21 protein-coding genes are annotated in these 23,278 nt (G+C 72.2%); 9 read left to right on the plus strand and 12 right to left on the minus strand.

What is annotated here, in order from left to right; all coding sequences use genetic code 11:
• Positions 1-222 precede the first annotated feature (222 nt).
• From ACIQ5Y_RS03830 to ssd, 7 genes are read right to left on the minus strand one after another with little or no spacing between them, the layout of a single operon-like run.
• Complete coding sequence (locus tag ACIQ5Y_RS03830; RefSeq protein ID WP_403874676.1) at positions 223-576, minus strand: Rv3654c family TadE-like protein; 354 nt, start codon at positions 574-576, stop codon at positions 223-225.
• Positions 573-920 carry a TadE family type IV pilus minor pilin gene (locus ACIQ5Y_RS03835; RefSeq protein ID WP_403874678.1) on the minus strand — a complete coding sequence of 116 codons (348 nt, stop codon included), beginning with the start codon at positions 918-920 and terminating at the stop codon, positions 573-575. Before ACIQ5Y_RS03835 ends, ACIQ5Y_RS03830 begins: the two co-directional genes overlap by 4 nt.
• Positions 921-945: 25 nt before the next feature.
• Positions 946-1,143 carry a DUF4244 domain-containing protein gene (locus ACIQ5Y_RS03840; RefSeq protein WP_403874679.1) on the minus strand — a complete coding sequence of 66 codons (198 nt, stop codon included), beginning with the start codon at positions 1,141-1,143 and terminating at the stop codon, positions 946-948.
• A 49-nt stretch (positions 1,144-1,192) separates the two neighbouring features.
• A complete protein-coding gene (locus ACIQ5Y_RS03845; protein ID WP_403874681.1) occupies positions 1,193-1,966 on the minus strand; it encodes a type II secretion system F family protein in 774 nt (257 codons plus the stop codon).
• Positions 1,966-2,862: a type II secretion system F family protein gene (locus ACIQ5Y_RS03850; RefSeq protein ID WP_403874682.1), complete on the minus strand. Its 897-nt coding sequence runs from the start codon at positions 2,860-2,862 to the stop codon at positions 1,966-1,968. The genes ACIQ5Y_RS03845 and ACIQ5Y_RS03850 overlap by 1 nt, the downstream gene beginning before the upstream one ends.
• Positions 2,859-4,007: a TadA family conjugal transfer-associated ATPase gene (locus tag ACIQ5Y_RS03855; RefSeq protein ID WP_403874684.1), complete on the minus strand. Its 1,149-nt coding sequence runs from the start codon at positions 4,005-4,007 to the stop codon at positions 2,859-2,861. The genes ACIQ5Y_RS03850 and ACIQ5Y_RS03855 overlap by 4 nt, the downstream gene beginning before the upstream one ends.
• A complete protein-coding gene (ssd, locus tag ACIQ5Y_RS03860) occupies positions 4,004-5,161 on the minus strand; it encodes a septum site-determining protein Ssd (protein ID WP_403874686.1) in 1,158 nt (385 codons plus the stop codon). Before ssd ends, ACIQ5Y_RS03855 begins: the two co-directional genes overlap by 4 nt.
• Before the next feature lie 453 nt (positions 5,162-5,614).
• Between ssd and ACIQ5Y_RS03865 the strand changes: the two genes are divergently transcribed.
• Positions 5,615-6,499 carry an HAD family hydrolase gene (locus ACIQ5Y_RS03865; RefSeq protein WP_403874688.1) on the plus strand — a complete coding sequence of 295 codons (885 nt, stop codon included), beginning with the start codon at positions 5,615-5,617 and terminating at the stop codon, positions 6,497-6,499.
• Between the two features lie 385 nt (positions 6,500-6,884).
• On the opposite strand, the gene ACIQ5Y_RS03870 is transcribed toward ACIQ5Y_RS03865, so the two are convergent.
• Positions 6,885-7,706: an oxidoreductase gene (locus ACIQ5Y_RS03870; protein WP_403874689.1), complete on the minus strand. Its 822-nt coding sequence runs from the start codon at positions 7,704-7,706 to the stop codon at positions 6,885-6,887.
• A gap of 109 nt (positions 7,707-7,815) precedes the next feature.
• Between ACIQ5Y_RS03870 and ACIQ5Y_RS03875 the strand changes: the two genes are divergently transcribed.
• Positions 7,816-8,847, plus strand: coding sequence for an ATP-binding protein (locus tag ACIQ5Y_RS03875; protein ID WP_403874691.1), 1,032 nt, complete (start codon positions 7,816-7,818; stop codon positions 8,845-8,847).
• Here the strand turns inward: ACIQ5Y_RS03875 and ACIQ5Y_RS03880 are convergent.
• The gene (locus ACIQ5Y_RS03880) at positions 8,801-10,108 is read right to left on the minus strand and encodes a hypothetical protein (protein WP_403875654.1); all 1,308 of its coding nucleotides are present in this window, start codon (positions 10,106-10,108) and stop codon (positions 8,801-8,803) included. The genes ACIQ5Y_RS03875 and ACIQ5Y_RS03880 overlap by 47 nt on opposite strands.
• Positions 10,109-10,400: 292 nt before the next feature.
• Between ACIQ5Y_RS03880 and ACIQ5Y_RS03885 the strand changes: the two genes are divergently transcribed.
• The 5 genes from ACIQ5Y_RS03885 (at position 10,401) to ACIQ5Y_RS03905 (ending at position 18,119) form a co-directional block, all read left to right on the plus strand.
• Positions 10,401-12,743: a SulP family inorganic anion transporter gene (locus tag ACIQ5Y_RS03885; RefSeq protein ID WP_403874693.1), complete on the plus strand. Its 2,343-nt coding sequence runs from the start codon at positions 10,401-10,403 to the stop codon at positions 12,741-12,743.
• A gap of 245 nt (positions 12,744-12,988) precedes the next feature.
• Entirely contained in the window at positions 12,989-14,986 is a 1,998-nt protein-coding gene (acs, locus tag ACIQ5Y_RS03890; protein ID WP_403874695.1) for an acetate--CoA ligase, read from the plus strand.
• A 215-nt stretch (positions 14,987-15,201) separates the two neighbouring features.
• A complete protein-coding gene (nhaA, locus tag ACIQ5Y_RS03895; RefSeq protein ID WP_403874697.1) occupies positions 15,202-16,623 on the plus strand; it encodes a Na+/H+ antiporter NhaA in 1,422 nt (473 codons plus the stop codon).
• A gap of 72 nt (positions 16,624-16,695) precedes the next feature.
• Positions 16,696-17,154, plus strand: a complete 459-nt coding sequence (locus ACIQ5Y_RS03900) for a phage holin family protein (protein WP_403874699.1) — start codon at positions 16,696-16,698, stop codon at positions 17,152-17,154.
• Entirely contained in the window at positions 17,151-18,119 is a 969-nt protein-coding gene (locus tag ACIQ5Y_RS03905; protein ID WP_403874701.1) for an alpha/beta fold hydrolase, read from the plus strand. The genes ACIQ5Y_RS03900 and ACIQ5Y_RS03905 overlap by 4 nt, the downstream gene beginning before the upstream one ends.
• 325 nt (positions 18,120-18,444) lie before the next feature.
• Here the strand turns inward: ACIQ5Y_RS03905 and ACIQ5Y_RS03910 are convergent, their stop codons facing one another.
• The 3 genes from ACIQ5Y_RS03910 to nth form a co-directional block, all read right to left on the minus strand.
• Positions 18,445-19,647 (minus strand): MarP family serine protease, encoded by a 1,203-nt coding sequence (locus tag ACIQ5Y_RS03910; protein ID WP_403874703.1) that lies wholly within the window; start codon positions 19,645-19,647, stop codon positions 18,445-18,447.
• A 13-nt stretch (positions 19,648-19,660) separates the two neighbouring features.
• Positions 19,661-20,383, minus strand: coding sequence for an NUDIX hydrolase (locus ACIQ5Y_RS03915; RefSeq protein WP_403874705.1), 723 nt, complete (start codon positions 20,381-20,383; stop codon positions 19,661-19,663).
• A gap of 103 nt (positions 20,384-20,486) precedes the next feature.
• Positions 20,487-21,371, minus strand: a complete 885-nt coding sequence (gene nth / locus ACIQ5Y_RS03920; protein ID WP_403874706.1) for an endonuclease III — start codon at positions 21,369-21,371, stop codon at positions 20,487-20,489.
• Between the two features lie 254 nt (positions 21,372-21,625).
• On the opposite strand from nth, the gene ACIQ5Y_RS03925 reads away from it, so the two are divergent.
• Together ACIQ5Y_RS03925 and ACIQ5Y_RS03930 are read left to right on the plus strand one after the other, a co-directional pair.
• Positions 21,626-22,300: a Crp/Fnr family transcriptional regulator gene (locus tag ACIQ5Y_RS03925; protein ID WP_003981529.1), complete on the plus strand. Its 675-nt coding sequence runs from the start codon at positions 21,626-21,628 to the stop codon at positions 22,298-22,300.
• 161 nt (positions 22,301-22,461) lie between these two features.
• Positions 22,462-23,268: a nucleotidyltransferase gene (locus ACIQ5Y_RS03930; RefSeq protein WP_403874708.1), complete on the plus strand. Its 807-nt coding sequence runs from the start codon at positions 22,462-22,464 to the stop codon at positions 23,266-23,268.
• Positions 23,269-23,278 lie beyond the last annotated feature (10 nt).

The raw sequence follows: 23,278 nt of genomic DNA on the forward strand, positions 1-23,278 counted from the left end.
CGGGCCAGGGCGTATGCCGGGCCGTATCAGGGCCGCAGACCCGTGCCCCGGTACCAGGACCCGTACAGGGCCCGGCGCGCATACCGACCCGGGGCACGCGGGCGGCTGGGGCGGCGCGCTGACCGGCCCGAGGCACGCGGGCGGCTGGGGCGGGTTTGTACCGGCCCGGGGCACAAGGGGCGGCTGGGGCGGCGCCTACGGCCCCGCCGGCTGGGGCTGGGCCTACGGCCCCGGGTTCCGCGGTGGCTCCGGGGCGGGGCCGGCGCGGGCCCGGATCGCGGGGTCGAAGGGGCCTGCCGCCACGCGGGCGGTGACCTCCGCGACCTCACCCTCCAGGACGCACCCGGACAGCCGTGCCCCCTGCGCCCCGGCCACCCTCGCCGCCGCCGCGCAGGCGGTCGCCGGACCGTGGGCCCAGCCGGCCGCCGCCGCGAGGGCCGCCAGGTCCGCGGCCGCAGCCGCCCGGTGGCGCGCCACGACGGCCTGGCCCAGCAGCAGCACCCCGCCGAACACCGCACCCAGCACCGTCACCACCAGCACCGCCCACACCGTGGCCGAACCCCGGTCCCGGCTCACGGCGGCGGCCCCACGCTGTCCTCCGCCAGGGCCACCGCCTGCGCGCCCAGCCGCACCGGCAGGGAGCCCGGCCCCGGCGCCCGCGCTTCGACCCGGACCCTCCAGAGGTCGCCCACCCGCTCCAGACCCACCTCGGCCCCCGCAGGGGCGGCCGCCCGGGCAGCCGCCACCGCGACGTCGGCGGGCTCGGACCGGGCCGCCGCCCGAGCGCCGGCCCTGGCGGCGTCCACGCAGCGGATCTGTGCTGCGGCCGCCATCAGCGCCCACACCAGCAGCGCCGCGAACAGCACCAGGGCCGGGATCACCAGGGCGGCCTCCGCGGTCACATATCCGCGGTCCCCCATTTCGCGACGTGCCCCGGATTCCCGCTCAGAACGGCACATCGAGCGCCTTCCCGATCGTCGACTGAAGGGCCGTGGAGACGACTTCACTCGTCACGACCTTGTACAGCACCGCGGCGAACGCACAGGCCGCGATGGTGCCCATGGCGTATTCGGAAGTGGACATCCCCGCATCGCTCCGGCGACCGCTCAGCGCCGTCCGCACACGAAACCAGATGATCTTCATGGCAACCTCCTGTTGTTTTCCCTTGTTGATGTGCGTGATTAACGTGACGTCAGTTGTTCGAGAGAAGACCCGAGGCCATTCCGATCACCACCGGTGCGACCCCGACCGCGAGAAATGCGGGGAGGAAACACAGCCCCACCGGCGCGGTGACGAGAACCGCCGCCCGCTGCACACGGGCTCCCGCCCGCCGGGCCCGGTCCGCCCTCAGGTGCGAGGCGAGGCGGGAGACCGGCTCCGCCGCGGGCGCACCCGTACGGGCGGCCCGCTCCAGGCAGTCCGCGAGCGGCCGGGCTCCCGGTATCTCCGCCAACCTCCCCCACCCCGCGCCCGGTTCGCCGCCCAGCCTCAGCTCGGCACCAGCCCTCGCCAGCCGCTCGCCCAACGGGCCGCCCAGTGACTCCCCCACCACTTCCGCCGCCTCCACCGGGCCGGCGCCGGCCGCCAGACACGCGGCCAACAGGTCTGCGGCGAACGGGAGCTGACGCTCCGCCTCCCGTGGATCGACCCCGCCCGGCGGCCGCGCCCGGGCCGACCAGCGCCGCACCCCGAAGGCGGCCAAGGCACCCACGGCCACCCCCGCCACCCCGCCGACGAGCACCCAGCCCGCCAGCAGCGCCCCGGCGGGCCCGGCCCAGCCCGCCGCGCGCCGTATCCGCAAGGGCGCCGCCCGCCCGCGGGGACCGGGCGCGGCCCCCAGCAGGACCGCGATCCTGCGCCGGGCGGCCCGTGCCTTCATGCCCGCCACCACCGCGGACAGCACGCACAGGGCCACCAGCCCCAGGCACAGCGTCGTCCCCAGCCTGTGGACCACGAAGCCGCCCATCACCGCTCCCCCGTCCGTACGATCCGCCGGCACCACAGCAGCCCCAGCGCCTCCAGCACCCCGCCCGCCAGCAGACAGCCCCACCCCACCGGGGTGTGCAGCAGCACGCGCAGCGGATCCGCACCCAGCCCGGTGCCGATGAGCAGCCCCACGAGCGGCAGCAGGGCCAGCACGACCGCCGTCGACCGCGCCCCCGCCAGCTGGGCCCGCAGGGACTCCTCGCGGTCCCGCTCGGCGCGCAGGGCCCCCTCCAGCCGGTCCAGCCCCGCGGCCAGTCCCGCACCGCCGTCCACCGAGACCCGCCAGCAGGCCGCCATCCCGGCCAGCCCCTCCGCCCCGGACTCACGTGCCGCCTGGCGCAGCGCCCCGGGCACGTCCCCGCCGAAGGCCGCGGCGGCCAGCACTCCCGCCTCCGCCGCACCCGGCCCGCCGGGGCCCGCCACCGTCCGTCGTATCGCCGCCGTCAGCGCCTGCCCGGGCTGGGAGCCGGCCCGCAGCTCCCCCACCACCGCCCCGCACAGCTCCGCCACCTCGGCGGCCCGGGCCGCCCGGGCCCGCTCCCTGGCGCGAGTGCGCAGCCACCGCCGCACCAGCGGCACCGCAGCCGCTCCCGCCAGCAGCGGGACCACCGATCCGCCGAGCAGCGCGACCAGCAGCCCGGCCCCGAGGCAGGCCCACTCCGGCCGGCGCACCGCCCGGACCCGTACTGCCGGCAGCCACCGCTCCGGGCGCACCGGCCCGCCCGCGACCACCGGCCCGTCTCCCGCGAGCACCAGCCGGGCCCGCCGGGAGACCCGGTCACCCCCGGCCAGCACCCAGGCGGCCGCACCCGCGCACAGCACCCCGGCGAACACCGGTACCGGCAGCCCGGGCACCGCCCCGACCCAGGCGCTCATCGCGCACCCCGCAGCAGGGGACCGAGCCGCTCCCAGCCCCGCTCCCGTACGAAGCCGCGCGCGGCCCAGCGCAGCGCCGGTACGGTCACCACCAGCCCGGCGGCATCCCGCTCCAGCACGTGCACCTCGGCGACCCGGCGCCGCCCCGCCCGGTCCCGGGCCAGGTGGACCACCAGGGTCAGCGCGGCCGCCAACTGGCTGTGCAGGGCGGCCCGGTCGAGTCCGGCAGCCGTACCGAGGGCCTCCAGGCGGGCCGGGACGTGCGCGGCGGCGTTCGCATGGACCGTGCCGCACCCTCCTTCGTGGCCGGTGTTCAACGCGGCCAGGAGGTCGGCGACTTCGGCGCCCCGGACCTCACCGACCACGAGCCGGTCGGGGCGCATCCGCAGCGCCTGCCGGACCAGATCCGCCAGGGTGACCAGGCCGGCGCCCTCCTGGTTGGCCGGGCGGGTCTCCAGCCTCACCACATGCGGATGGTCGGGGCGCAGCTCGGCCGAATCCTCGGCCAGCACGATCCGCTCACCCGGGCCGACCAGTCCCAACAGGGCGCTGAGCAAGGTGGTCTTGCCGGTCCCCGTGCCGCCGGAGACGAGGAACGACAGCCTGGCCTCGATGATCGCCCGGAGCAGCCGGTGCCCTCCGGGCGGCAGCGTCCCCGCCGCCACGAGTTCCTCCAGCGTGAAGGCGCGGGGCCGCACCACCCGCAGCGAGAGGCAGGCCGACCCGACCGCGACCGGGGGCAGGACGGCATGCAGCCGGGTCCCGTCCGGCATCCGGGCGTCCACCCAGGGCCGGGCGTCGTCCAGGCGCCGCCCGGCGACGGCGGCGAGCCGCTGGGCGAGCCTGCGCACGGCCTGTGCGTCGGCGAAGGTCACCCCGGTCAGTTCCAGCCCGCCACCGCGGTCCACCCACACCCGGTCGGGCGCCGCCACCAGCACGTCGGTGACCCCGGGATCGGCGAGCAGTGCCTCCAGCGGGCCGGCTCCGACCAGCTCGGACCGCAACTCGGCGGCCGCCCCCAGCACTTCCGCATCACCGAGCAGCCTCCCCTGGGCCCGCAGGGCGGCCGCCACCCGGGCCGGGGTCGGCTCCGCCCCGCTCTCGGCGAGCCGCCTGCGCACCGCCTCCAGCAGGACCGCGCTCATGCCGCCACCCCCTGGGCGGGGCCGAGCACGCGCTGCCAGAACCCGTCGCAGAAGCGGGCCAGCGCGCCCCGCCCCTGCCCTCCCGGCGGTTCCCCCTCGGCGACCCGCCCGGGAAGCCCCACCTCGACCGGCACCTCACCGGCCAGCGGCGCCCCCAGCAGCCCGGCCACGGCTTCCGCGTCGAGTCCGCCCGGGCAGCGGCCCCGTACGACCACGCGCACGTCCCGGGCCACCATCCGCACCCCGGCCGCCACCCGGCCCGCCGCGGCCACCGCCCGCAGCTCGCCCGGCACCACCATCAGCACCAGATCGAGCTGGGCCAGCACCTCGGCCACGGCTTCGTCCACCCGGCGCGGGAGGTCGACCACCACGACCCCGCCCCGGCGCCGGGCGGCGGCCACCACCGACCGCATCGCGGCGGGCGGCACCACCACCCGGTCCCCGCGGTCCCAGCTGAGCACCCGCATGGCGTGCAGTTCGGGCAGGGACTCCTCCAGGGCTCCGGCGCCGACCCGCCCCCGCGAGCCCGCGAAGTCCGGCCAGCGCAGTCCTTCCGCCGCCTCGCCCCCGAGGAGGACGTCCATGCCCCCGCCCAGCGGGTCCCCGTCGATCAGGATGGTCCGCTCCCCGGCGCGGGCGGCGCGCAGGGCGAGCGCGCAGGCGAGGGTGGAGGCACCGGCACCGCCGCTGCCTCCGATCACCCCGACGGCGAGGGCGGGCCGTCCGGCGCCTTCCACCACATCGGCGATGCGGTCGACGAGCCGGCTCTCGGCATCGGGGAGCCGCAGCACCTCCTCCGCTCCGATCTCGACGGCCCGCTGCCACACCAGCGGGTCGTCCAGCTCCCGGCCGACGAGGAGCACCCCTCCCCTGCGTGGCGCCCCGCGCACCCGGCGGGCCGCGTCGTCGCCGACGAGCACGAGCGGCGCGGATTCCCAACCGACGGCGACACCGCTCCCGTTGCCCCCACCGCTCCCGGCTCCGTGCCCGGGTACCGCGTGGTACACGTGCGGCTCGGCGCCCGCGGCGGCGCACAGCCGCAGCAGGTCGTCGAGCAGCAGCGGATCCTCGGTGATGATCAGCGGTCGCCCGCCGGCCGCCTCCGCCCCGGCAGACTCCCCCGACCGCGATTCACACGACTTCGATCGAGCCACGATCTCCGCCCCCTTCTCCCTGCAAATCCGTACGCCGCGGACTTCGCGGCTGGAATCACCGTGCAGCGATCGGGAAAAAGAAGTGGATCTTGCTCGAAAACTGTGGACAGCGGACCGATTGTGAATAACCCGGTCACCCTCACAGGTGAGTTCCGGAACGCGGCGGAACCACTACGCACCGTCACGAGTCTGACGTGGTGAGGGCCTTCAACACGCAGGGCCCCGCACAAGAGGAAGGGCCTGGAGATGGTCACTTGGGGCCGAAGGCAGGGACGCGAACCGCTTCCGGACATGCGACGACCCCCGCCGGGGGGGAGAGCGGGGGTCGTCCCCACGGTCCGACTCGGGGGGGGAGGAGCCAGACCGGGTTAGCACGGTCGCGAACGATCCGTGACTTCCATGGTGTACCCGAGAGCCTTCTCAGGCAAACCCACGCGCCACACCTTACGCCGAATGGTGGGCGCATATGCTCGGGGCGTGGAAAATCAGCCCTTGCCGCACTCCTCGCCTCGTACCGCAGCCTTCTTCGACCTGGACAAGACGGTCATTGCGAAGTCGAGCACCTTGACGTTCAGCAAGTCCTTCTACCAGGGCGGACTGATCAACCGCCGCGCAGTGCTGCGCACCGCATACACGCAGTTCATCTTCCTGGCCGGCGGCGCCGACCACGACCAGATGGAGCGGATGCGGGAATACCTGTCCGCCCTCTGCAAGGGGTGGAACGTGCAGCAGGTGCGGGAGATCGTCGCGGAAGCCCTGCACGACCTCATCGACCCGATCATCTACGACGAGGCGGCGTCCCTCATCGAGGCCCATCACACCGCCGGCCGCGATGTGGTGATCGTGTCCACCTCCGGCGCGGAAGTGGTCGAGCCGATCGGGGAGATGCTCGGCGCGGACCGGGTCGTCGCCACGCGCATGGTCGTGGGCGAGGACGGCTGTTTCACGGGTGAGATCGAGTACTACGCGTACGGACCCACCAAGGCGGAAGCCGTGCGCGAGCTGGCGGAGTCCGAGGGCTACGACCTCGCCCGCTGCTACGCGTACAGCGACTCGGTCACCGACATCCCGATGCTGGAGGCCGTGGGGCATCCGCACGCCGTCAACCCCGACCGGGCCCTGCGCAAGGAGGCCCTGGCGCGCGAATGGCCCGTCCTGGTCTTCGACCGGCCCGTGCGGCTCAAGCAGCGGCTGCCCGGACTGTCCATGCCCGCGCGGCCCGCGCTCGTCGCAGCGGTCGCCGTGGGGGCGGCGGCCGCCACGGCCGGGCTGGTCTGGTACGCGAGCCGGCGCCGCGCCAACGCCTTGGCCGCCATCGCGTCCAAGGGAATGTCCTGACCTGCACCGATACCGGCTGTCCGGTTCGCCCGAACTCGCCCCGGAAAGTAAAAAGTGGAGCCAGGGGTTTCGCATGGAACCGAACCGGAGTACAAATAAAGCAACGGCCCGCGAGACCAAAGAACATCCGAGAGGATCATCTTTAAAACGCAGTAAGGCCCACGGACCGAAGCATGAACGCCGAGCACCCACGCGACGTCGACCCGTCGATTACGGGCCAGCCGCACCAGGGAACGGGCAAAGCTCCCGACCTGATGGGCAACCATCGAGGACGCTTGGTAACTGGGCGTAAATGCCAGCGGCGACACCAGAGCAGTACGGGTGTCGCCGCAACCCGTGTCCGGGCGGAAAACCGCGGGCCGGACGGCTGGGAATCCCCGAACCCTCAGGCCGCGCCCCGCTGAAGGGCCTCGCAGACCGCCGTCGACTCGCGCACACCGAGTTCGATCGCCCGCCCGCAGTGGGCGATCCAGGCGGCCATCCCCTCGGCGGTGCCGGACACGTACCCCGCGAAGGCCTCCAGGTACGCCTCGCGCCCCTGCTCCGCGTGACCGACCTCGGCCGGGCAGATCGCCTTCGGGTCCAGGCCGCTGTTGATCAGGACGATCCGCTCCGCCGCCCGCGCGACCAGGCCGTTGTACGTGGCGAAGGGACGCAGCGCCAGCAGCTCGCCGTGCACCACCGCGGCCGTGATCAGCGCCGGGGCGGAACCGCCCGCGATGACCAGGCGGGACAGTCCGTCGAGCCGGCCCGCGACCTCGTCGGCGCCGGGCAGCGGCAGGTCCACCAGGGGCTCGTCCACCGGCTCGCCCGCCAGCCGCGGACGCCCCACGACGTCCCCGTCCACCGTCGACCCCGACGCCACCAGGTGCAGCCGCGCCAGGACCCGAAGCGGCGACTGGCGCCAGATGCTCAGCAGCTGACCCGCCTCGGCGGTGAGCCGGAGCGCGGCGCCGACCATGTGGGCCTCCGGCTCCGAACCGAAGTCCGTGCGGCGGCGCACCTCCTCCAGCGCCCAGTCGGCACCGGACAGCGCCGCACTGGCGCGCGCGCCGCGCAGCGCGGCCTCCGAGGTGATCTCTCCGCTCCGGCGGCGCATCACGCGGTGCCCGTAGACCCGGTCCACGGCCTTGCGTACGGAATCCACGGAATCGGCGACACCCGGCAGCCCGGCCAGTGCGGCCAGCGGGTCAGCAGCGCTACTCATAAGTAAGGAGCCTACGCACTGCGCCCCCGTAGCACCGACCCCTCCTTGGAGTGGTCTTCTTCACTCACCTCGACGACTCACCGCTGTCAACCCACTACGCTTGGTGAACATGAAGATCGCTTTCGTGGGAAAGGGCGGCAGCGGCAAGACGACGCTGTCCTCCCTCTTCATCCGCCACCTCGCCGCCAATGAAGCCCCCGTCGTCGCGGTGGACGCCGACATCAACCAGCACCTGGGCACCGCGCTCGGCCTCAGCGACGAGGAGGCCGCCGAACTGCCCGCCATGGGCGCGCACCTGCCCCTGATCAAGGAGTACCTGCGGGGCTCCAACCCGCGCATCGCGTCCGCCGAGACGATGATCAAGACCACGCCGCCCGGCCGGGGCTCGCGCCTGCTGCGCATCACCGAGGACAACCCGGTGTACGAGGCCTGCGCGCGGACGCTGCTGCTGGACGGGGAGCCCGTACGGCTCATGGCGACGGGGCCGTTCACCGAGGCCGACCTCGGGGTCGCCTGCTACCACTCCAAGGTCGGAGCGGTCGAGCTCTGCCTCAACCACCTCGTCGACGGACCCGACGAGTACGTGGTCGTCGACATGACGGCCGGCTCGGACTCCTTCGCGTCGGGCATGTTCACCCGCTTCGACGTGACCTTCCTGGTCGCCGAGCCGACCCGCAAGGGCGTCTCCGTGTATCGCCAGTACAAGGAGTACGCCCGGGACTTCGGGATCACGCTCAAGGTCATCGGCAACAAGATCCAGGGGCCGGAGGACATCGAGTTCCTCCAGGACGAGGCCGGCGAGGACCTGCTGGTCACCGTGGGGCACTCGGACTGGGTGCGGGCGATGGAGAAGGGCCGTCCGGCCTCCTTCGAGCTGCTGGAGGCGAGCAACCGGCTGGCACTCCAGGCCCTCCAGGACGCCGCCGACGACTCGTACGCGCACCGCGACTGGGGCCGGTACACCGAGCAGATGGTGCGCTTCCACCTCAGGAACGCGGAGAGCTGGGGCAACGCCAAGACCGGGGTCGACCTGGCGGACCAGATCGACCCCGATTTCGTGCTCCGCGAGGACGCGGCGGCGATGGACGTGATCCTCAGCCCTCGTCCGCAGCCCCATCGGCCGGCTCCGCAGCCGGCTTGACGCCCGCGGGGGCGGCCGGCTTGGCCGGCGGCCCCGCGGTCAGGAACTTCGTCCAGCCCTCCTTCGGCGCCTCGCCGACGTCGAGCGTCCGCATCCACTCCAGGGTCTTCGGGTCCTGGGCGTCCAGCCAGTCCGCGAGCTCGCGGAACGGCACGCAGCGGACCTCGGGCTTGGTGCACATGGCCTTGATGGACTCCTCGACGGCACGCATGTAGGTGCCGCCGTTCCAGGACTCGAAGTGGTTGCCGATGATCAGCGGCGCCCGGTTGCCCTGGTAGACGCGGTCGAAGGCCTGGTGCAGGCCGTCGCGCATCTGGTCACCCCAGTACGTGTGCTGCGAGGGATCGCCCTGCGAGGTCGTCCCGGACTGGTTGACCATGTAGTTGTAGTCCATGCTCAGCGTGTCGAAGGCGCGGCCCGGCATGGGGACGAGCTGGAGCGGGATGTCCCAGAGTCCGTCCGTCTTCTTGGGCCAGATCTGCTTGCTGATGCCGCTGGAGTCGTAGCGGAAGCCCATGTCCTTGGCCGCCAGCATGAAGTTCTTCTGGCCTTCGAGGCAGGGGGTGCGGGCGCCGATGAGCTCCTTGTCGTAGTCGAACGGCAGCGCCTCCATGGCCTTCAGGTCCGCGTTCGTCTTCCAGTTCTTGACGAAGGACTTGGCCTGGTTGATCTCGCTCTTCCACTCGTCCACGGACCAGGTGCCGACGCCGCCGTCGGGGCCGCAGAAGTGGCCGTTGAAGTGGGTGCCGATCTCGTTGCCCTCCAGCCAGGCCGCGCGGACCTGGGTGGCGGTGTCCTTGATGCCCTGGAGGTCGCCGAAGCCGATGTCGGAGCGGCCGGGCGAGTGCTGCGGGGCCGTGTAGAGGGAGCGCTTCTCCTCCGGGAGCATGTACACGCCGCTGAGGAAGTACGTCATGCGGGCGTTGTACTTCTTGCCGACCTCACGGAAGTGCGAGAAGAGCTTCTGGCTGTCCTCGCCGGCCCCGTCCCAGGAGAACACCACGAACTGCGGCGGCTTTTCGCCCGGCTTCAGCTTCTGCGGCTTCTGTACGTTCGGCTGCGGGCCGGTGTAGGCGGTCGAGCCGTCGCCGATGGGCCGGTTGACGCTGCCCGGGGCCTCGGGGGCGGCCGCCCCCTTCCTGGCGTTCTGGGGGCCGGGGGCCGGGGACTTGGCGGGTTCCGAGGCGGTGCACCCGGCGACCCCCAGGGCCAGAGCCGTGGCGACCAGGCCGCCGGCGATCTTCTTCGTGGCGGCGATCATCCGCCCCACCTCTCCCTCGCAGATCCATGGCAGAGCCATCGCGGTTCATCGCGGTTCCCTCACGGGACTTCCGCGCCGCAACGTCCCATGCGGTCTGCTTTGAAGAAGGTGTGACAAGCCGGATAAAAAGCTCAATCACTCCTTGGAGGTATTTCCTGCGCCATTTGCCCGTATTACCTTTCACCCACCTTTACTCACCATTACCATTCATTTACTGAGTGTTGAGACTCCCGCCGCTTCACCCCTCCCCAGACCAGACCGGGCCAGACCAGGCCAGAGGAGACGGGACCTTATGACTGCCCCTGCCAAAAACCTCCCCGCCAAGCGCCCGGCCGATCTCCCGGCCGACCTCTCGGCCTCCCTCGCGGTGTTCCTGATCGCGCTCCCGTTCTCACTCGGCATCGCCCTGGCCACCGGAGCCCCGCTCCAGGCAGGTCTGGTCGCCGCGGCGGTCGGGGGGATCGTCGCCGGGCGGCTCGGCGGCGCCCCGCTCCAGGTGAGCGGGCCGGCCGCCGGACTCACCGTGGTCAGCGCCGAGTTGATCCAGCGCTACGGGTGGCGGACCACGTGCGCCATCACCGTGCTCGCGGGCTGCTGCCAGCTCGGGCTCGCCGCGCTGCGGACCGCCCGGTCGGCGCTCATGGTCAGCCCGGCCATCGTGCACGGCATGCTCGCGGGCGTCGGCGTGACCATCGCCCTGGCCAACCTGCACATCGTGCTCGGCGGGACCCCGCAGAGCTCTGCCGTGGCCAATGTCCGGGCCCTGCCGGACCAGTTGGCCGACCTGCACCCGGGCGCACTCGGTGTCAGCGTGCTCACGCTGGCCGTCCTCATCGGCTGGCCCCGGGTGCCCGGCCGGGCGGGGCAGGCGCTGCGCAAGGTACCGGCGGCGCTCGCCGCCGTCGCCACCGCCACCGTCTGCGCCGCCCTCGCCGGGCTCACGGTGCCCCGCGTGGACCTGCCGTCCTGGCGCAGCCACGCGCTCCCCGAGCTGCCGGACGGCCCGGTCCTCGGGATCATCGCCGCCGTACTCACCATCACCCTGGTCGGCAGCGTGGAATCCCTGCTCTCGGCGGTCGCCACCGACAAGCTGATCGCCACCGCGCGGCAGACGGGCAACCGCCCGCCGCGCGCCGACCTCGACAAGGAGCTCTGCGGCCAGGGCGTGGCGAACATCGTCTCCGGGGCACTGGGCGGGCTTCCCGTCGCGGGCGGGGCCGTCCGCAGCGTCGCCAACGTCAAGTACGGGGCCGTCAGCCGGCGGTCGGTCATGCTGCACGGGCTCTGGGTACTGCTGGCGGCCGGACTGCTCGTCCCCGTCCTCGACCTCATCCCGCTCGCCGCACTGGCCGCCCTGGTCATGGCGCTGGGCGTCCAGATGGTCAATGCCACGCACCTGCGTACCGTCACCCGGCACCGCGAGATCCTGGTCTACGTCACGACGATCGTCGCCGTGGTGTTCGGTGGTGTCCTGGAGGGCGTGGCCATCGGGATCGCGGTCGCCGTGGCGCTGGCCCTGCACCGCCTCGCCCGGACCAGGATCACGGTGGAACAGCTGGACGGCGGGGTGCACCGGGTGCGGGCACGCGGGCAGCTGACCTTCCTCGCGGTGCCGCGCCTGAGCCGGGCCCTGAACCAGATCCCGCATGACGGGCAGGCGCTGATCGAGCTGGACGGCTCGTTCATGGACCACGCGGCCTACGAGACCCTGCAGGACTGGCAGGACTCCCATGTGGCGCACGGTGGTTCGCTGAAGGTGACCGGCCGCGCCCACGCGGCCGAGCGGCCCCGCGGCGGGCCGCAGCGCGGGGGGCACCAGTGCTGTCGGCCCTGGACGCCCTGGCAGAACCACTGCGACCACCGGCCGGCGCAGACCCGTACGGCCGAGCCCGGCAGCCCGGAGGCCGCGACCGAGGCCGAGGCCCTGGAGTCGGCGGCCGCCCCGGAGGTCCGGCCACGAAGGCGTGGAGCCGGTCAACTGGCCAACGGGATCGGCGCCTTCCAGCGGGACACCGCGCCCCACGTACGGGACGAGCTGGCCCGGCTGGCCCGTGAGGGGCAGCGGCCCTCGCAGCTCTTCCTCACCTGCGCGGACTCCCGCCTGGTGACCAGCATGATCACGGCCAGCGGCCCCGGCGACCTGTTCACCGTCCGCAACGTCGGCAACCTGGTCCCGCTCCCCGGCGCGGAGTCCACGGACGACTCGGTCGCCGCGGCCATCGAGTACGCCGTGGACGTGCTCAAGGTGGACAGCATCACGGTGTGCGGCCACTCCGGCTGCGGGGCCATGCAGGCGCTGCTCAACTCCGCTCCCGGGCAGCCGATGACCCCGCTGCGCCGCTGGCTGCGGCACGGGCTGCCCAGCCTGGAGCGGATGGCCAGCCGCCACCACGCCTGGGCCCGGATCTCCGGGCGGCTCCCGGCCGACGCGGTGGAGCAGCTGTGCCTGACCAATGTGGTCCAGCAGCTGGAGCACCTGAGGGCGCACGAGTCGGTGGCCAGGCGGCTCGCCGAAGGGACGTTGGAGCTGCACGGGATGTACTTCCACGTGGGTGAGGCGCAGGCGTACCTGTTGTCCGAGGGCGAGGACTTCTTCGACTGCCGGGTCTTCGACAGCGTCGGCCAGAACGCCTGACCGCACCCCCGGGAGGCCGACCCCGGCGACGCCCCTGGCGACGCCCCCGGCGATGGCACCCGAGCGCGGGGGGTGAACCGATACCCTCCCGTATCCGTGCAATCGTGTGGCCCCTTCTCGCACCCTGCGGCGGGAAGGGGCCTTCGCGCGCCGCTCCCGCGCGGCACCGAGGCGGGACGGGCGGGACATAGGTCTAAACCAATTGTCGGCTACCCCTTGTCACCCGGGCCACCGACTGATGAGCTATGCCCGGGGACACAACGGACACCCTGGGAAAGGGAGATCTCGTGAGCAATGAAAGCCTGGCCAATCTGCTCAAGGAGGAGCGGCGGTTCGCACCGCCCGCCGATCTGGCCGCCGCCGCCAACGTGAAAGAGGCTGCGTACGCACAGGCCGACGCGGACCGGCTGGGCTTCTGGGCCGAGCAGGCCCGGCGGCTGACCTGGGCCACGGAGCCGACCGAGACGCTCGACTGGACGAACCCGCCCTTCGCGAAGTGGTTCGCGGACGGCAAGCTGAACGTGGCCTACAACTGCGTGGACCGCCATGTCGAGGCGGGCAACGGGGACCGCGTCGCCATCCACTTCGAGGGCGAGCCCGGCGACAGCCGCGCGATCACCTACGCCGAGCTCAAGGACGAGGTCTCCAGGGCCGCCAACGCCCTGACGGAGCTGGGCGTTCAGGCCGGCGACCGGGTCGCCGTCTACCTCCCGATGATCCCCGAGGCGGTCGTGGCGATGCTCGCGTGCGCCCGTATCGGCGCCGCGCACTCCGTGGTCTTCGGCGGCTTCTCCGCCGACGCCGTCGCCTCCCGCATCCAGGACGCCGACGCCAAGCTGGTCATCACCGCCGACGGCGGCTACCGGCGCGGCAAGGCGACCGCCCTGAAGCCCGCGATCGACGAGGCCGTCGGCAAGTGCCCGCAGGTCGAGCACGTGCTCGTCGTGCGGCGCACCAGCCAGGACACCGCCTTCACCGAGGGCCGCGACCTCTGGTGGCACGACCTGGTCGGCCGTCAGTCCGCCGAGCACACCCCGCAGGCCTTCGACGCCGAGCACCCGCTCTTCATCCTGTACACCTCGGGGACCACGGGTAAGCCGAAGGGCATCCTGCACACCTCGGGCGGCTACCTCACGCAGGCGGCGTACACCCACCACGCCGTCTTCGACCTGAAGCCGGAGAGCGACGTCTACTGGTGCACCGCCGACATCGGCTGGGTGACCGGGCACTCGTACATCGTCTACGGGCCGCTCGCGAACGGCGCCACCCAGGTGATGTACGAGGGCACGCCGGACACCCCGCACCAGGGCAGGTTCTGGGAGGTCGTGCAGAAGTACGGCGTCACCATCCTCTACACCGCCCCCACGGCCATCCGTACGTTCATGAAGTGGGGCGACGACATCCCCGCGAAGTTCGACCTGTCGAGCCTGCGCGTGCTGGGCTCGGTCGGCGAGCCGATCAACCCCGAGGCCTGGATCTGGTACCGCAAGCACATCGGCGGCGACCGCTGCCCGATCGTGGACACCTGGTGGCAGACCGAGACCGGCGCGATGATGATCTCGCCGCTGCCCGGCGTCACGGAGACCAAGCCCGGCTCGGCGCAGCGCGCGCTGCCCGGGATCTCGGCCACCGTCGTGGACGACGAGGCCCACGAGGTCCCGAACGGCGGAGGCGGCTACCTGGTCCTCACCGAGCCGTGGCCGTCGATGCTGCGCACCATCTGGGGCGACGACCAGCGGTTCATCGACACCTACTGGTCGCGCTTCGAGGGCAAGTACTTCGCCGGCGACGGCGCCAAGAAGGACGAGGACGGCGACATCTGGCTGCTCGGCCGGGTGGACGACGTGATGCTCGTGTCCGGTCACAACATCTCGACCACCGAGGTCGAGTCCGCGCTCGTCTCGCACCCCTCGGTCGCCGAGGCGGCCGTCGTCGGGGCGGCCGACGAGACCACCGGCCAGGCCATCGTGGCCTTCGTCATCCTGCGCGGCAGCGCCTCGGAGACCGACGGCCTGGTCGCCGAGCTGCGCAACCACGTGGGCGCCACCCTCGGCCCGATCGCCAAGCCGAAGCGGATCCTGCCGGTCCAGGAGCTGCCGAAGACCCGCTCCGGCAAGATCATGCGACGTCTGCTGCGCGACGTGGCCGAGAACCGCGCCGTCGGCGACGTCACCACGCTCGCCGACTCCTCGGTGATGAGCCTGATCCAGAGCAAGCTGCCGAGCGCCTCCAGCGAGGACTGAGGCAGCGCCTTCAACGAGGCCTGAGACACGACGAAAGGGGCATCCGGCGCGGCGCGCCGGGTGCCCCTTTCGCGCATAAAGTGATGATCACCGGATATGCCCTCGCGTACACCCTGTAAAATATTGAAAGCGTAAAAACACAGGGTGCGCCGGGAAGTCTGGTCGGCAACGAGCTTCGCCATGCCGTCCAACCGACACCCCGGAGGTGCCCCACTGTGGCCACGCCCGACCGCACCGACCACCAGAGCCGCAAGTTTCTCGGCCTGCTCTCGCTGCCCGAGCGGCGCTACATCGCCGACGCCCTGCGCGCCGAGACCGTCGGCGGCGTGCTGCTCCTCGTGGCCGCGATCGCCGCCCTGATCTGGGCGAACACCCCGGGCCTGGCGGAGAGCTACAAGACCGTCAAGAACTTCCACATCGGCCCCGCCGCCCTCGGCCTGGACCTCTCGATCCAGCACTGGGCGGCCGACGGCCTGCTCGCCGTCTTCTTCTTCGTGGCCGGCATCGAGCTCAAGCGCGAGCTGGTCGCGGGCGACCTGCGCGATCCCAAGGCCGCCGCCCTCCCCGTCATCGCCGCCATCTGCGGCATGGCCGTCCCGGCCGTGGTCTACGCACTCGTCAACACCGTCGGCAGCGGCTCGATGGACGGCTGGGCCGTCCCGACCGCCACCGACATCGCCTTCGCGCTCGCCGTCCTCGCGGTCATCGGCACCTCGCTGCCCTCCGCGCTGCGCGCGTTCCTGCTGACCCTCGCCGTCGTCGACGACCTCTTCGCGATCATCATCATCGCCGTGTTCTTCACGGAGAAGATCGACTTCCTGGCGCTCGGCGGCGCGTTCGCCGGTCTGGTCCTCTTCTGGTTCCTGCTGCGCCTCGGCGTCCGCGGCTGGTACGTCTACGTCCCGCTCGCCCTGGTCGTCTGGGGCCTGATGTACAACAGCGGGGTCCACGCCACCATCGCCGGTGTCGCGATGGGCCTGATGCTCCGCTGCCACACCAGGGAGGGCGAACAGCACTCCCCCGGCGAGCACATCGAGCACCTGGTCCGGCCGATCTCGGCCGGTCTCGCCGTACCGCTCTTCGCGCTCTTCTCCGCCGGTGTGTCCCTCTCCGACAAGGCCATCGCCGAGGTCTTCACCCGGCCCGAGACCCTCGGCGTGGTCCTCGGCCTGGTCGTCGGCAAGACCGTCGGCATCTTCGGCGGCACCTGGCTGGCCGCCCGCTTCACCAAGGCGGAGCTGAACGAGGACCTCGCCTGGCCCGACGTACTGGCCGTGGCCTCCCTCGCCGGAATCGGCTTCACCGTCTCCCTGCTGATCGGTGAACTCGCCTTCGCCGACGACCCCGTACTCACCGACGAGATCAAGGCCGCGGTCCTGATCGGCTCCCTGATCGCCGCGGTCATCGCCTGTGTCCTGCTCAAGCTCCGCAACCGCAAGTACCGGGCGCTCACCGAGGCCGAGGAGCGCGACGAGGACCAGGACGGCATCCCGGACATCTACGAACAGCACAACCCGGCGTACCACCTGCGGATGGCGAAGATCTACGAGGAGAGGGCCGCGGAGCACCGCCGCAAGGCCGATGCGGCGGCCGAAGCGGCGACCGAGGCCAGCAACGGGGCCGACCGTCCGGCATGATCTGACTGACGACGGAGGACAGCCGCCGGCGACATACGCAGCACACCGGCAGACGACAAGAGGGAGAGAGCGATGAGCGCAGTGGACCAAGGGGCGCAGGGAGCCGAGCGCACGCTGGGCCAGCTGGTCGCCTCGGCCACCGCCGAGATGTCCGCCCTGGTGCACGACGAGATCGCCCTCGCCAAGGTGGAGCTCAAGCAGGACGTCAAGCGCGCGGGCATCGGCAGCGGCGCCGCGATCGTCGCCGGGGTGCTGCTGCTCTTCTCCCTGCCGGTGCTGAGCTTCGCCGCGGCCTACGGGATCCACAACCTCGGTCTCGGCCTCGCGTGGTCCTTCCTCATCGTCGGCGTGGCGTTCTGGGTACTCGCGGCCGTGATCGGACTGATCGCCATGTCCAAGTTCAAGAAGGTCAAGCCGCCGGTGAAGACCATCGAGTCCGTCAAGCAGACCTCCGCGCTCCTCGGGACCGTCAAGCCGCACGCGCGGCCGGTGAGTGACCAGGCCGTGGGTGTGGCACGCTCGTCCTCATGACAGCGCCCACGCCGGACCCCAGCACTCCCCCCACTGCTGCCACGGCGGTACGGCTCGACCTCCCCGGCGGGAGAGCGGTGACGCACCGGGACGTCGCGGCCAACGGCGCCCGCTTCCACGTCGCCGAGGTCGGCGACGGGCCGCTGGTGCTGCTGCTGCACGGCTTCCCGCAGTTCTGGTGGACCTGGCGGCACCAGCTGACCGCGCTCGCCGACGCCGGGTACCGGGCGGTCGCGATGGACCTGCGCGGGGTGGGCGGCAGCGACCGCACCCCGCGCGGCTACGACCCCGCGAACCTGGCGCTCGACGTCACCGGGGTCATCCGGTCCCTGGGCGAGCCGGACGCCGCCCTCGTCGGGCACGACCTGGGCGGGTACCTCGCGTGGACGGCCGCCGTGATGCGGCCGAAGCTGGTGCGCCGGCTCGTGGTCTCCTCGATGCCGCACCCGCGCCGCTGGCGTTCGGCGATGCTGTCGGACTTCGGTCAGACCAGGGCCAGTTCGCACATCTGGGGCTTCCAGCGGCCGTTCATCCCCGAGCGCCGGCTCGTCGCCGACGACGGTGCTCTCGTGGGGGAGTTGATCCGGGAGTGGTCCGGTCCCCGGCTCCAGGAGTCCATCACCGACGAGGACATCGCCGTGTACCGGCGGGCCATGTGCATCCCGTCCACCGCGCACTGCTCGGTGGAGCCGTACCGCTGGATGATGCGGTCGATGGCGCGGCCCGACGGGCTCCAGTTCAACCGGCGGATGAAGCGGCCGGTGCGGGTCCCGACGCTGCACCTGCACGGCTCGCTCGACCCGGTGATGCGGACACGGAGCGCGGCCGGTTCCGGGGAGTACGTCGAAGCCCCTTACCGGTGGCGGCTGTTCGACGGGCTCGGGCACTTCCCGCACGAGGAGGACCCGGTGGCCTTCTCCACCGAGTTGGTGAACTGGCTCAAGGACCCCGAGCCGGACCGCTGACCGAGCCTCACATAACCGGCATAACCGGTATGACAAGCATTCAATTGCCTCGCGCATAGGCCAATTGGCCCCCGCAGACGGGGTTACCGACCTTGGGGCACGGGCACAGCTCGGAGTATGGGCTGGACGCACGACTACGGTGACACCGCACACGAAGACCGCTCGGCCGGCGCGCCGGGCACTCACGAGAGGGGCGGCCGGCACGGCCACGACCCTCGACTCGGGATTCCGCGCATCCTGCGCCGCCGGGCCCTGTGGGTCTCGGCGCGCCTGCGTCACCCACGGACGTAGAGGACGCGGAAGGCGTGGGTGACGCGGCAACGGGTCAGAGGGCGCAGCCCTGGCTGTCGATCCGCCGGTCGGCGGTCTTGCCGATCCGGATGTCGTCGCGGATCTCGTCCACCGTCAGGGCGTAACCGGTGTTCGGGTCGTCGAGGGACTTCGCGAAGACGACCCCGTACACCTTGCCGTCGGGCGTCAGCAGCGGGCCGCCCGAGTTGCCCTGGCGGACGGTCGCGAACAGCGAGTAGACGTCCCGTCGGACGGTGCCCCGGTGATAGATGTCCGGGCCCTTGGCGTTGATCCGGCCGCGGACGCGGGCCGCGCGCACGTCGTACGCGCCGTTCTCCGGGAAGCCGGCGACGATCGCGTCGTTGCCGCTCACCGCGTCCTTGTCGGTGAACTCCAATGCCGGCGCCTTCAGCTTGGGCACGTCCAGGACGGCGATGTCGCGCGCCCAGTCGTAGAGCACGACCTTGCCGTCGTACAGCTTGCCCTCGCCGCCGATCTGCACGGTCGGCTCGCCGACCCCGCCGACGACGTGCGCGTTGGTCATCACCTTGCCGGGCGCGAAGACGAAGCCCGTGCCCTCCAGCACCTTGCTGCAGCTGGGCGCGGTGCCGACGACCTTCACGATCGAGCGCTTTGCCTGCCCGGTGACGGGGCTGGAGACGAGGTCCGGGTCCGGCGCCTGGACCTCGGGGATCGGCTCGTTCGCGAACGGGGTGAACACCTGCGGGAAGCCGTTGCGCTCCAGGGTGGAGCTGAAGTTCAGGAACCAGGTGTTGGCCTGGTCGGGCAGCACCCGCGAGACGCCGAGGAGCACCTTGGAGTTGCGCACCTCCTTGCCCAGTGTGGGCAGCGAGGTCCCGGCGAGCAGGGCGCCGATCAGCCAGGCCACCAGCAGCATCGCGACCACGTTGACCAGGGCTCCGCCGGTCGCGTCGATCACGCGCGCCGGTGACCAGGTGATGTGGCGGCGGAGCCTGCTGCCGAGGTGGGTGGTCAGGGCCTGGCCGACGGAGGCGAAGACGATGATCACGACGACGGCGATGACCACGACCGTGGTGGACACCTGGCTGCCGTTGTCCGTGACCCGGTCCCAGACAAGCGGCAGCAGGGACACGGCGATGAGGCCACCGCCCAGGAAGCCGATCACCGACAGGACGCCGACGACGAACCCCTGCCGGTAGCCGACGATCGCGAACCACACGGCGGCGACCAACAACAAGATGTCCAGCACGTTCACGTGGGCCACCGTCTCACGAGCGCCAGTCGAGCGGGACCTGTCGTGATCGGTCCCACGGACGCTCCCAGCCCGCGAAATGCAGGATCCGGTCGATCACCCCGGCGGTGAAACCCCAGACCAGAGCCGATTCGACGGTGAAACCCGGCCCCAGGTGGCCGGCCGGGTGGACGGTGGTGACCCGGTGTTCCGGGTCCGTGAGATCGGCCACGGGGACCGTGAAGACCCGGGCCGTCTCGGCCGGGTCGACGGCGCCGACGGGGCTCGGAGTACGCCACCAGCCGAGGACCGGGGTCACGACGAACTCGCTCACCGGGATGTAGAGCCGGGGCAGCACACCGAAGAGCTGGACCCCGGAGGGGTCGAGCCCCGTCTCCTCCTCGGCCTCCCGCAGGGCGGCGCGCAGCGGGCCCGTGGTGGCCGGATCGCCGTCCTCCGGATCGAGGGCGCCGCCCGGGAAGGACGGCTGGCCGGCGTGCGAGCGCAGCGTGCCCGCGCGCTCCATCAGCAGCAGCTCGGGGCCGCGGGGGCCCTCGCCGAAGAGGACGAGCACGGCCGACTGCCGCCCGCGGCCGTCCTCGGGCGGCAGGAAGCGGCTCAGCTGGCGCGGCTGGACGGAGCGGGCCGCCTCGGCGACGGGGAGGAGCCAGGCGGGCAGGCCGTGGGCGCTGAGGGCGATGCCGCCGTCCTCCCGCCCTGCCGTGGCCGTCTCGTCCTGCGTACCGCTACCGCGCGTCATAGGCATCCCCGTCCGTGATCTCCCGCACTGGCAAACGCCGTGCGGGTACCGATTCGTTCCTCAGGTGCGGCGCCGCTCCCGGGGCTCCGCCCGGACCCGGTCCTCAGATGTCGGAGGGCCCGGATTTCGCCGGGGCCGGGAGGCCCGGGTAGTCCGGGGGCGGGGTCAGACGCTGGCCGGGCTGACCGCCCTTCTCGTACTTGAGCAGCTTCTCGGCCTTCTCCGGGTCGGTCTCCCCCTCCCCGTACGCCGGGCAGAGCGGGGCGATCGGGCAGGCGCCGCAGGCGGGCTTGCGCGCATGGCAGATCCGGCGGCCGTGGAAGACGACCCGGTGCGAGAGCATCGTCCACTCGCTCTTCGGGAAGATCGCGCAGATCTCCGCCTCGACCTTCTCCGGGTCCTCCTGCTCGGTCCACTTCCAGCGGCGCACCAGCCGGCCGAAGTGGGTGTCGACGGTGATCCCCGGGACGCCGAACGCATTGCCGAGCACCACGTTCGCCGTCTTGCGGCCGACTCCGGGCAGGGTCACCAGGTCCTCGATCCGGCCCGGGACCTCACCGCCGAAGTTGTCCCGCAGGGCCTGCGACAGGCCGAGCAGGGACTTGGCCTTGGCCCGGAAGAACCCGGTCGGCCGGATGATCTCCTCCAGATCCTCGGGAACGGCCGCGGCCATGTCCTCGGGGGTCGGGTAGGCGGCGAAGAGGGCCGGGGTCGTCTGGTTCACCCGCAGGTCGGTGGTCTGAGCGGACAGCACCGTCGCGACGAGCAGCTCGAAGGGATTGCGGAAGTCGAGCTCCGGATGGGCGTACGGATAGACCTCGGCCAGCTCGCGGTTGATGCGGCGGGCCCGGCGCACCATGGCGAGGTGCGACTCGGGCTTGGAGGCGGCTCTCGGCTTCGGCGGCTTCGGCGCTTTCTTGGCCGAACCTTTGCCCTCGGGGGCGGGTCGGGCCTCCGCGGACACCTTCCCGGGGGCTTGTTCGCCCACGGCTGAATTTTGGGGCGCCGTCACTCCTGCGGACCCCTTGGCCTGTGCTCTCACCGGCTTATTGGACACCCGGCCAGCCTAAGGCCGGCCGCTGACACCCGCCCGGACCTCAGGTAACACCACCCCGATTGGTCTCCCACCGCACAGCACGCGCCTCCGTCCGGCATCCTTGGTAGTGATTGATCGCACTGTTTGAGCCGTCCGGCAAAATGGGGGAACGGTCCCCTGAGCTGGTCGACATAGGAGAGAGACTCGTGGACGACGTTCTGCGGCGCGCCCCGCTCTTCGCGGCGCTCGATGACGAGCAGGCCGCGGAGCTCCGCGCCTCGATGGGCGAGGTGACCCTCGCACGCGGCGACGCCCTGTTCCACGAGGGCGACCCCGGCGACCGGCTGTATGTCGTGACCGAGGGCAAGGTGAAGCTGCACCGCACCTCCCCCGACGGCCGCGAGAACATGCTGGCCGTCCTCGGCCCCGGCGAGCTGATCGGCGAGCTGTCGCTCTTCGACCCGGGCCCGCGCACCGCCACCGCGACCGCGCTGACCGAGGTCAAGCTGCTCGGCCTCGGCCACGGCGACCTCCAGCCCTGGCTCAACGCCCGGCCCGAGGTCGCGACCGCGCTGCTGCGCGCCGTCGCCCGCCGCCTGCGCAAGACCAACGACCAGATGTCCGACCTGGTCTTTTCCGACGTACCCGGCCGTGTGGCGCGGGCGCTCCTGGACCTGTCGCGCCGCTTCGGCGTGCAGTCCGAAGAGGGCATCCACGTCGTGCACGACCTCACGCAGGAAGAGCTGGCCCAGCTCGTCGGCGCGTCGCGCGAGACCGTGAACAAGGCCCTGGCCGACTTCGCGGGCCGCGGCTGGCTGCGGCTGGAGGCGCGTGCGGTGATCCTGCTGGACGTCGAGCGCCTCGCGAAGCGGTCGCGCTGACGCTGGTAGTCGGTGTTCGAGGGGTCCGGCCAGGTTGGGCGGGGCCCCTTTGACATATGGGTGCGGCGCCGTTGCGGGGGCTCCGCCCCCGGGCCCCCGCTCCCCAAACGCCGGCGGGGCTGGATTTCCCCGGCCCCGGAGTTCGAAGGCAGAGTGGCCGTATGGAGCACCGGGGCGTGGATGCCCGCGGGTACTTCGAGCGCGAGGGGTCGCTCGGGCAGGTGCGGGCCGAGTTCAGGGCCGTCGTCGCGGCCGCGCGCGAGCGGATCGCCGAGGCGTACGGTCGGCGGCTGCACAGCGCCTACCTGTACGGTTCCGTGCCGCGCGGGACGGCCCGCCCGGGGCGCTCGGACCTCGGCCTGCTGCTCGTCCTGCACCACGAGCCCACGCACGAGGACCGCGACACCACCGAGGTGCTGGCGCGCGGACTCGACGAGGACTTCGCGGAGATCGACGGGGTAGGCGTCCTGCTCCGCGGCATGGACCGGGTGCTCGGCGAGGCGGAACGATTCGACCTCGGCTGGTTCCTCGCCTGCCTGTGCACCCCGCTGCTCGGCGCGGACCTGGCCGAGCACCTGCCGCGCTACCGGCCCGACAGCGTGCTCGCCCGAGAGACCAACGGCGACCTGGCCGAGCTGCTACCAGACTGGCGCGCCAGGACCCGGGCCGCGACCACCCCACAGGAGTACCGGAAGCTGAGCCGGTCCTTCGCACGGCGCCTCGTACGCACCGGATTCACCCTGGTCATGCCCCGGTGGGCCGGCTGGACCAGCGATCTCACCGAGTCCGCGGAGATCTTCGGCCTGTACTACCCCGAGCGGGCGCGGCAGATGCGGGCCGCGGCCGCCGTGGCGCTGGACCCGGTCACCGACCCGGCGGTGCTGCGCTCGTACGTCGAGGACCTCGGACCGTGGCTCGCCGACGAGTACACGGCCCGGCACGGCACCAAGAGCCCCCGACCGGCCTGAGCGACGAGGC

It is taken from the genome of Streptomyces sp. NPDC096339, from assembly GCF_044762985.1.
Classification (GTDB): Bacteria; Actinomycetota; Actinomycetes; order Streptomycetales; family Streptomycetaceae; genus Streptomyces.